The organism is Micromonospora sp. NPDC049580, from assembly GCF_040675595.1.
Taxonomy (GTDB): Bacteria; Actinomycetota; Actinomycetes; order Mycobacteriales; family Micromonosporaceae; genus Micromonospora.
Genome location: NZ_JBFAPG010000264.1, coordinates 1 through 8,781 on the forward strand (window position 1 = coordinate 1; position 8,781 = coordinate 8,781).

An 8,781-nucleotide genomic window follows, 5' to 3' on the forward strand; every position below is an offset into this window, starting at 1 on the left:
GCTACGAGCACGTGCTCACCAAGGACGGCGGGGCGGCCGTCGGGGAGATCCTGCGCCGCTGGGCCGGGCCGCGCTGGGCCGCCAGCGGCGACTTCGAGGCGTACGCCGAGCGGTGCCGGGAGGCGATGCGCATCCCGCAGGCCGCCTTCTGCGCGCTGGAAGGCTACCGCTGGGCCTTCCGTTCGGTGCTGCGGCTGCACGGCTACCGGTTCGTCCGCCTCATGCAGAAGCCGCTGGTCACCCCGACCCTTCAACTGCACGGCGCACGGGACGTCGCCGCCCTGCCACGAACCGCCCTGGGGTCCGGCCGGTACGTCGTGGCGCCGTACGAGTGGCGCCTGCTCGACGGGGTGGGGCACTTCCCCCACCTGGAAGCTCCCGAGCTGGTGCTCGGCGAGATCCTGCGGTGGGCCAAGTCCTGATCGGTCAGACCCGCTGCTCGCGCAGGTCGGTGACCTCGGCGGCCGGCGCCCAGCCCTGGTAGACGCCGAAGTCGAAGACCTCCAGCCGCATCGCCTCGGCCACCGGCCAGCGACCGCCGGTGTACTCCACCCGCAGCCAGGCGTCGTGTTTCCCGAGCACGATGAACGGCTGCCCCTGCCACGTGCAGGTGGTCCGCACGTACGCCAGATCCTCGACCTCGCTCGCCGGCAGCACCCGCACGTACCGGCCCGGACGGACCTCCTCGAAGCCCTCACCCGGCTCCGGCTGGTAGAGCCGGATGTCGTCGCCGTCCGGGCTCGCCTGGTACTCCCGGCCCCGCCAGCGGGCCACGTAGCCGTCGCGCATCACGCCTCCGGAACCCGTCGCCAGACCACCGCGTCCGTGTCGAGCACCGCGATCACCCGCTCGGTGCCGTCCCCGCCGATGCGCCAGAGCTGCGCGCCGTGCGGGAGGCGGGCGCTGTCCACCTTGAACTCCGCCACCACGTCGCTGCTCTCACCCGGGGCGAAGCCGTTGCCCCGGAACGGCGGGCGCTCGATGACCCAGCCCTCCATGGCCCGCATCGCCGGCTCGTTCTGGCCGCCGTACGGGATCCGGTAGAGGCTGGGCCGGTGCGCCGGCCAGCGCAGCACGTAGATCTCCTCGGCGTCCCGTACGAACGGTGACCCCGGGTAGCTCAGGCCCAGCGCGTCGTGCAGCTCGGCCGGCGTGGTCAGGTGGGCCAACTCGCCGGCCCGGTGCACGAAACCGGAGACCCGGTCGTATCCCCGCTCCAGGTAGTACGCGAGCTGACTGGGCGCGATCGCCTTCTGCATCACGGTCGGGCGGGCGGGGTCGACCGCCACCGGAGCGTACCGGGGGCGGGCCGTGGGTTCCGCCTCGACCGCCGGCTCCTCCGGGTCGACCTCCAGGTCGTCGCCGAGCCCCACCTCGGCGGCCCAGTTGGCCAACGCGACGATCTGGTCGCCGGGCAGCTTCGCGCCGACCGGCGTGCCCGGGTTGACGGCGAACGACCAGTCCTCGTCGGGCCAGCGCCGGATCAGTTGGGCGAACTTCACCCGGACCGTGTCGACGTCACCCTCGACGTGGTCGGCGAGGCGCTCCGGGGACGTGTAGACCACCACGTACGTCTCGCCGTCGAGCTGCGCGGTACGCCAGACGAAGCCCGGGTCGCCGGGACGGCTGCCGCGCACCGAGTCCGCCGCCGCCGGGAGCAGGACCCGGGCCAACAGCAGGGTGGACAGGAACGTGTCCGTACTGCCGGCACCCGCCGCGCCGAGCAGGTCCTCCTCGACCGTGTTGGCCGGCTCGAATTGCACCGACGCCGGCTCGTCGACAATCGCACGCTGGTCGTCCACGACCGGGCGTTCGTCGTCGGTGTCGGGGCGTACCGCCTCCGGCTCGTAGCCCACCGGGGACCGGGGCGAGGACCAACCGGCGGCCACGCCAGCCGAGCCGCCAGCGCCGCCCAGGCCGCCACCGCCCAGGCCGCCGCCGCTCAGGTCTGCGCTGCTCAGGTCGGAGCCGGCAGAATCGAGCGGGCCCGCGCCGGTGCGGTCCGTGCCGAACAGGCCTTCGGCGGTCCCGGTGGAATCGGGCCGGCCCGTGCCGGTGTCGGCGGGTTCGAACGAGACCGGGCCGGACGACGCGGGCTCGAACGACGAGGGAACGCCGAACGGATCCGGGGCCGCGGCGGAGGGCCCGGGAACGAAGGGGCCGGGCATCGAGGCGCCGGGAACGGCGGGGTCGGGCACAGACGGGCCGGACGCGGCCGGGCCGAACGTCGGCGGGGCGGCGGTGGTCGGGCCGGGTCGCCGGGCCGCGTCGAACGCAGGAGCGCCCTCGGTCGGGTCGAGGAGATCCCGGGACTCGATGATGGTGCCCTCGATGACGATCGGCGTGAAGCCGCGACGCGGGGCGGGTGGGCCGGAGACCGGCTCCGCGACCGACGGCGGCAGTTCCTCCACCGGCTCGAAGCGCTGCCGGTCCCCGGGTCGGCCACGCGGGATCGCCTGGGTCTCGTCCGCCGTGGGAACGGGCCCTCCGACGCGGGTCGGTGACGGCTCACCCGCGGCTGGACCGGGCACCCGGAACGCACGGGTGGGTTCCTCGGCCAACGGGTTGGGCCGTCGCGGTGGCAGAGGCTGGGTGGTCTCGTCGTCGGTCGCGGGCGCTCGTACCACCCGGGACGCGCCCAGGTCGCCGGCCGGTGGCCGCAGCGGTCGGGTGGCGTCCGGTGTCGGCATCGGGAAGGCCGGGGCCGCGTTGTCGCCGCCCGGCGTGTCCGCGGGACGGCGGCGCGGGAAGGGCTGGCTGCCCCGCCCGAACCGGGACGGCGGCACCGCCCGGTCGCCCGACCGACCGTCACCGGAGACCGGCCCGGACGCTCGACCGGACGTCGGCTCGAAGAAGGAGCGCCGACCACCCTGGGTGTTGCCGTCACCGGCGGCCGGGCCGTCGCCGTCGGTGGCCGGGGGGCTCGCGGACGGTCGGCCGGCGCGCGGACCCGGCTGGTCGGCCGGGGCGCGGTCGGTGGAGGCCAGCGGCACGTACCGGGATGCGCCGGTACGGCCAACGCCCGGCACGGGGCCGGCGCCGGGGCGGGCCGGTCGGGGCGGGGCGTCCGGCTGCCGCTGACCGGCGGCGGGCAGGTCCTCCGAGCCAGACCGGCGCGACAGCTCACCCGGACCGGGCGCCCGGCCCGGGGTGCCCGACGCCGGGGGTGTGCCCACCGGCGGCACCGCGTTCCTCGGCGCGGGTCGTCCGGACGGTGTCGGGTCCGACGCGGGCGGCACGAACCCGGTGGAGGGCGAGGCGTCCCGGCCGGTCGTACCGGCTCTCGACCGGGCCAGCGTCTCGGCCCGCTCCAGCCGCGCGCGGGCGCCCATGGCGCGGCCCGGCAGCCGGACGTCACCACGGGAGAGCTGGGACACGAACCAGGCGGGCAGGTAGCCCTCGACCGGCAACCCGGGGTTGACCGCGAGCCACCACTCGTGGTTGGGCCAACCGAGGGCGAGGTCGGTGAACGGCACGCGCCGGTTGGTGCCGCCGTGCTCACCGAGGCAGGCCCGCAGCGCCGCGGCGGAGGTGAAGGCCAGCACGTGGGTCCGGCCACCGGTGGTCCAGGTGCCCCAGCCGGCGGACGCCTGACCGGACGGCGCCGGCGTGGAGACCGGCAACAGCAGATCGGTGCGGGACAGGAGGCGGAAGTAGAGCTCCTGGTCGTTGGCGCGCAGCGCGTCCCACATCGCCACCTCGGCCTCCGTGGCCGGCTCCCATTCGGTCACGGCCACCTCTCCTTCCGAGAACAGGCCACAGGTATCGCGTACAACCTACAAGGTGGTATCAAGATCACAATGGCTGGCCGGCGGCGGTCCGCCGGGGCGGCGTCGAGGCGATAACATCCCGTTCCGGAGCCGACACGATACGGAGGCTGTCGATGTCCCGGTCGATCGCGCACCCCGTCCTGGCAGGTCTGGCCGCTGCTCTGCTGACCGCCGCGACCGGTCCGGCCGTCGCCGCCAGCGCCGGGCTCCGGTTGGCCCCGGCCTGCGCGACCCCACTGGCGCCCGTCCGGCCGGTCGAGGCCACACCCTGGCCCCAGCAGCGGTACGACCCCGCGCGGCTCGCGCCGCTGACCACCGGCGCCGGGGTGACGGTCGCGGTCGTCGACTCCGGAGTCGACCGGGCGCACCCCCAGTTGACCGGACGGGTGCTGGCCGGCACCGACCTGCTCGACCCGGGTGGGGACGGCAGCCGGGACTGCGCCGGGCACGGCACCGGCGTGGCGAGCATCATCGCGGCGGCGCCCCGGCCCGGTGTCGCCTTCCACGGCCTGGCCCCGGCCGCCCGGATCCTGCCGGTACGGGTGAGTGAGCAGCAGGTGGTGCAGGGCCGGGAGTCGGGGCGCACGGTCAGCGCCGACGAGTTCGCCCGCGCCATCCGCTGGGCCGTCGACCACGACGCCGACGTGGTGAACCTCTCCGTGGTGCTGTACGCCGACGACCCGGAGGTCCGCTCCGCCGTGCGGTACGCCGTCGAGCGGGACGTGGTGCTGGTGGCCGCCGTGGGCAACCTGCACGACAGCGGCGACCCGCGCCCGTTCCCTGCCGCGTACGACGGGGTGCTCGGGGTGGGCGCGATCGGGGCGGACGGGGCACGGGCGACCTTCTCCCAGACCGGCTCGTACGTCGATCTGGTCGCCCCGGGTAGCGCGGTGCTGGTCGCCGCGCCCACGCAGGGCCACCAGCAGGTCGAGGGCACCAGTTACGCGGTGCCGTTCGTGGCCGCCACGGCGGCGCTGCTGCGCGCGTACCGTCCCGAGTTGACCGCCGCCGAGGTGGTGCGGCGGATCGTCGCCACGGTCGATCCGGCGCCCGGCCCGGGACACGGCGGCGGGTACGGCGCCGGCGTGCTGAACCCCTATCGCGCGGTCACCGAGACCGGCGGCGGCCGTACGACCGCTCCTCGGCCGGTTGCCGCCCTCGCCGACGACCGGCCCGATCCGGCGGTGCTCGCCCGCCAGGCCCGCCGCGCGACCGCCCGGGACCGGGCTCTGGTGGCCGGCGCGGCGATCGGCCTGACGGCGGTCGCCGTGGTGTTGCTCGCCCTCGTGCTGCCCCGCGGCGCGCGCCGGCGCTGGCGACCGGCCGAGCCAGCCTGACCCGGCCCCGCGGTCATCCGCGCCCAACCCGACCCTGGCGTAGTCCGCGCCAAACCCAACCCGGTCCTGGTCCGCCTCGGCGGGCTTCGACCCCGGTGCCCCGCGTGCATGATGGGGCCTCGATCGGCCAGCACGCGGGCGCCCCTCGTCGGAGGGTGGCCGGGGCGCCGACGCGGGCACGGTCAGCGCTCCCGGCCCACCGGCGTCACTGGAACAGCCCGGTGTTCTTCTTCTCCGTGTCCAGATAGTCGGCCGCGGAATCGTCCACCGCCACCTTGATGGCGCGCAGCATCGCCTGCAGGTCCTGCGAGGCGGACCGCCACCGCGCCTGGCGCTGCTCGTACGCCTGTCGGGCGTCACCCGCCCAGGCCGACACCAGCGGCGCGGCGTCGCGTTCGAGCTGGCCGAGCTGCGAGTCGAGCGTGTTCAGCGCCCGTTGAATGTCCGCGCCAGCCTGTTGCAGCGCGGCGAAGTTGACGACCAGCACACCGTGGTCCATCGGAACTCCCCTTCCGGCAGGTCAGAGCGGCAGCTGGATGCCGCCGCGGTTGGTGCCGGCCACCCGGCTGGCCGCCTCGTCGTCCGAGACGTCGTACTGTCGGCCGGCGGTGCGGATGGCCCCGGCGGTCTCCCGCAGGGCCCGGTGCAACGCGGCCTGATCCTCTGACCACTGCCGCTTGACCTGCTCGAACGACCGCCCACCGGCACCGCGCCAGGCCTGCTGCAACACCTCCAGCTCGGCCAGCAGGCCGGTCAGCATGGACTGCAACGACTGGTCCACCTGCTCGAACTTCGCGGCGGTCTGTCGCATCACCGCCGCTTCTGCCTGGGTCTGGGACACCCGAACATCACCTCGTCTCCTCGGTCGTGCCTGGCCGGCTGTGCGCCCACCGTGGGAGCGCACCGATCGCGTGGCCCGGTCGACGAGCATGGGTGGACGCGGGTCAGCGATGAACTTCGTGGCTGACGGTAGCGGCCCGGTAGCCGTTCTGCTACCCCACGCGCCTCCCCTGTGGACAACCACGGCAGCCATCGGTCGCTTACGATGTGCGGCAGCCACGTCGCGGCGCGTGACGGGCAATCCCGGGGCGGTCGGCCGCCCGGCACGTCCCAACTGGTCGAGGAGGCGCGGTGTCGCCGATCACCACCGGAGGCTCGCAGCCGGCGAGCCGGCCCGGTTGGGGCCCGGTCCCGGCCGCCAGCGCCCCGACAGCCGGGTCGGGCGCCACCGCCGTCGGAACAACCACGTCTGTCGGCACCGCGCCGGGTGTCGACACCGGAGCAACCGCGACCGTAGCCATCAGTACCGCGCCGGCCGCCCTCGGCGTCCCCGGCACGGGGGCAGCCAGGGATCGCATACTCGATCGACGATCTGGCGGCCGGTGGGCCGCGTTCAGCCGACGCGGCGCGGGGATCCGCGCGGGTCAGCTGGTCACCGGGCAGGTCGCCGTCGCGGTCGTCCTCGCCGCGCTGGGCCGGGGCACGCCGGTCACCGTCGCCGCGCTGCTGGTGGCGGCGCTCCTCGTGGCGGTCGCCGGCGTCCGGGTCCGCGGCCGGTGGCTCTTCGAGTGGCTGGGCACCGCCGCCGGGCATGTGACCCGGCGCCGTGTGCTGGGCCAGCAGCCCGGCCCGGCCGAGTTGCTCGCCCTGGTCGCACCCGGTGCCGTGGTCCACTCGACGGAGCTGTCCGGCGGGCCGGCGGCGGTGCTGGAGGACACCGGCGGCATGGTGGCGCTTCTGGAGCTCGGCGATCCCGGCGACCTGCTGGGCGACGCGTCCCGAGCGATCCCCGCGCCGGCCGCGCTGCTGCCGACGCCCGGTCCGGACGTCCCGCCGCTGCGGATCCAGCTGCTCCTCAGCGGGACGCCGGCACCCGTCCCGACGGCGGGTGGCACCGTCGGCACGTCGTACCGGCAGCTCACCGACGGACGGCTCGCCGGGCGGGAGCGGGCGGTGCTGGCGGTCCGGGTGCTGCGGGCGGACGGGTGGACGCAGGAGGCCCTGCGTCGGGCGCTCGCCGGCACGGTACGCCGGATCGTCCGCCGACTCGGGCCGCTTACCGCCCGGCCGCTCGGCGTACCGGCGGCGCTGCGCGTGCTGGGCGAGCTGGCCCACCACGACGGCCAGCCGGTGCGGGAGTCGTGGCCGCTGCTCCGCTCGGGCGCTCTCGTCCAGGCCACGTTCCGGCTGGTCGACTGGCCGCAGACCGGCGCCCCGGCCGCGCGGCGGCTGGTGCCCCGGCTGCTCGCGCTGCCGGCGACCGCGACGACGGTGTCGCTCTGCGTGGGGCCACCGCCGGCCGCCGGCACCGGGACGGCGCCTACCGAGATGGCCGTACGCCTGGCCGCGGCGTCGACCGCCGAGCTGACCGTGGCCGTCGACGCGCTGGGCCGACTGGTCAGCGGCGTCGGCGGGACGCTGCGCAGACTCGACGGCGCGCACCTGACCGGGCTGGCTGGCACGCTGCCGGTGGCGCTCACCAGCGCCGGGGGGCAATCGGCGGTGGCGCTTGACGACTGGGAGCTGACCCTGGGCGAGGCGGGGATGATGGTCGGCACCAACCGGCACGGCGGTGCGGTCACCGTGCGGTTGTTCCGGCCGGAGAGCACCCGGGTGATGCTGGTGGGCGGGGTGCGCGCCGCGCAGTTGGTGGCGCTGCGGGCGATGGCCCTGGGCGCGCTGGTGGTGGTGCAGACGGCGCGACCCCGTGTCTGGGAGCCGTTCGTGCGAGGTGTGGGCGCTCCGGGGGGAACGATCCCGCTGATCCCGCCGGGCCGACCGGTCGCTGACTCGGTGGGCACCGCGCTCCAGCCGTTGCTGCTGGTGGTCGACGCCGGGCCGGCGCCGGCCGAGACCGAGCCGGGTCCGGCGTGGCGGGCCACTCTCGTGGTGCGCGACGAGCTGACCCCGGCCGATGTGGACGCGTTGAGCCGCGCCGACCTGGCGGTGCTGCAGCCGCTGCACGCGGCCGAGGCCGCGCTGGCCGGCGCGGCGCTGGGGCTGGGTGGGTCGGCCGACTGGCTCACCCGGATCCGGGACGACATGGTGGCGGTGGTGAATCGCCGAGCCCTGCGGTGGGCGCTGCTCTCCCCCACCCCGATCGAGGCCCAGCTGATCGGCCGGCCGGCGCGCGGCTGAGCCGACGGGGGCGCCGAGCCCAGCTGCGGCCGGGCCCGCCCTGGGCCGCGTCGTCCTGGATGGTCAACTGGTGGGTTACGCCGGTGAGTGGTCCGTGGCACGATCCCGGCCATGGGTTTTCTGAAAGGGTTGCTGATTCGGCTGGCCACCACGGCGCTGGCCTTCTGGTTGGCCACACTGCTCATTCCGGGCATCGACCTGGAGTCGACCTCGGCGGTGGAGACGGTCACCACGCTGATCCTGGTGGCGGTGATCTTCGGTGTCGTCAACGCGGTGCTCCAGCCGGTCATCAAGACCGTCGGCTGCGGCTTCTACCTGCTCACCCTGGGTCTCATCGCGCTTGTGGTGAACGGGCTGCTGTTCCTGCTCACCAGCTGGATCGCCGACCAGGCCGGGCTGCCGTTCTCGGTGGACGGCTTCTGGCCGGCCGCCGTGCTCGGCGCCCTGTTCGTGAGCATCGTGACCTGGATCCTCGGCGCCGTTCTCGACCGGGACTGACCGGCGACCGACCACCACCGACCCGCACCGCCCGGCTC

8 protein-coding genes are annotated in these 8,781 nt (G+C 75.4%); 4 read left to right on the plus strand and 4 right to left on the minus strand.

The window, feature by feature from the left end:
* On the plus strand, positions 1 to 422 hold a 422-nt coding region (locus AB0J68_RS20355), incomplete at its 5' end, for an alpha/beta hydrolase (RefSeq protein WP_363939928.1).
* A gap of 4 nt (positions 423 to 426) precedes the next feature.
* Here the strand turns inward: AB0J68_RS20355 and AB0J68_RS20360 are convergent.
* Both AB0J68_RS20360 and AB0J68_RS20365 read right to left on the minus strand, forming a co-directional pair.
* A complete protein-coding gene (locus tag AB0J68_RS20360) occupies positions 427 to 792 on the minus strand; it encodes a hypothetical protein (protein ID WP_355065369.1) in 366 nt (121 codons plus the stop codon).
* Positions 789 to 3,731 (minus strand): SseB family protein, encoded by a 2,943-nt coding sequence (locus tag AB0J68_RS20365; protein WP_363939930.1) that lies wholly within the window; start codon positions 3,729 to 3,731, stop codon positions 789 to 791. The genes AB0J68_RS20360 and AB0J68_RS20365 overlap by 4 nt, the downstream gene beginning before the upstream one ends.
* Positions 3,732 to 3,883: 152 nt before the next feature.
* On the opposite strand from AB0J68_RS20365, the gene mycP reads away from it, so the two are divergent.
* Positions 3,884 to 5,107, plus strand: a complete 1,224-nt coding sequence (gene mycP, locus AB0J68_RS20370) for a type VII secretion-associated serine protease mycosin (protein WP_363939932.1) — start codon at positions 3,884 to 3,886, stop codon at positions 5,105 to 5,107.
* Positions 5,108 to 5,312: 205 nt separating this feature from the next.
* On the opposite strand, the gene AB0J68_RS20375 is transcribed toward mycP, so the two are convergent.
* Positions 5,313 to 5,606: a WXG100 family type VII secretion target gene (locus AB0J68_RS20375; RefSeq protein ID WP_354860426.1), complete on the minus strand. Its 294-nt coding sequence runs from the start codon at positions 5,604 to 5,606 to the stop codon at positions 5,313 to 5,315.
* Positions 5,607 to 5,627: 21 nt separating this feature from the next.
* On the minus strand, positions 5,628 to 5,948 hold the full coding sequence (locus AB0J68_RS20380) for a WXG100 family type VII secretion target (protein ID WP_354860428.1): 321 nt from the start codon (positions 5,946 to 5,948) through the stop codon (positions 5,628 to 5,630).
* A 290-nt stretch (positions 5,949 to 6,238) separates the two neighbouring features.
* Here AB0J68_RS20380 and eccE point away from each other — a divergent pair, with 290 nt between their 5' ends.
* Positions 6,239 to 8,245: a type VII secretion protein EccE gene (gene eccE / locus AB0J68_RS20385; protein WP_363939933.1), complete on the plus strand. Its 2,007-nt coding sequence runs from the start codon at positions 6,239 to 6,241 to the stop codon at positions 8,243 to 8,245.
* Between the two features lie 111 nt (positions 8,246 to 8,356).
* The gene (locus AB0J68_RS20390) at positions 8,357 to 8,743 is read left to right on the plus strand and encodes a phage holin family protein (RefSeq protein WP_234584566.1); all 387 of its coding nucleotides are present in this window, start codon (positions 8,357 to 8,359) and stop codon (positions 8,741 to 8,743) included.
* Positions 8,744 to 8,781: the final 38 nt, after the last annotated feature.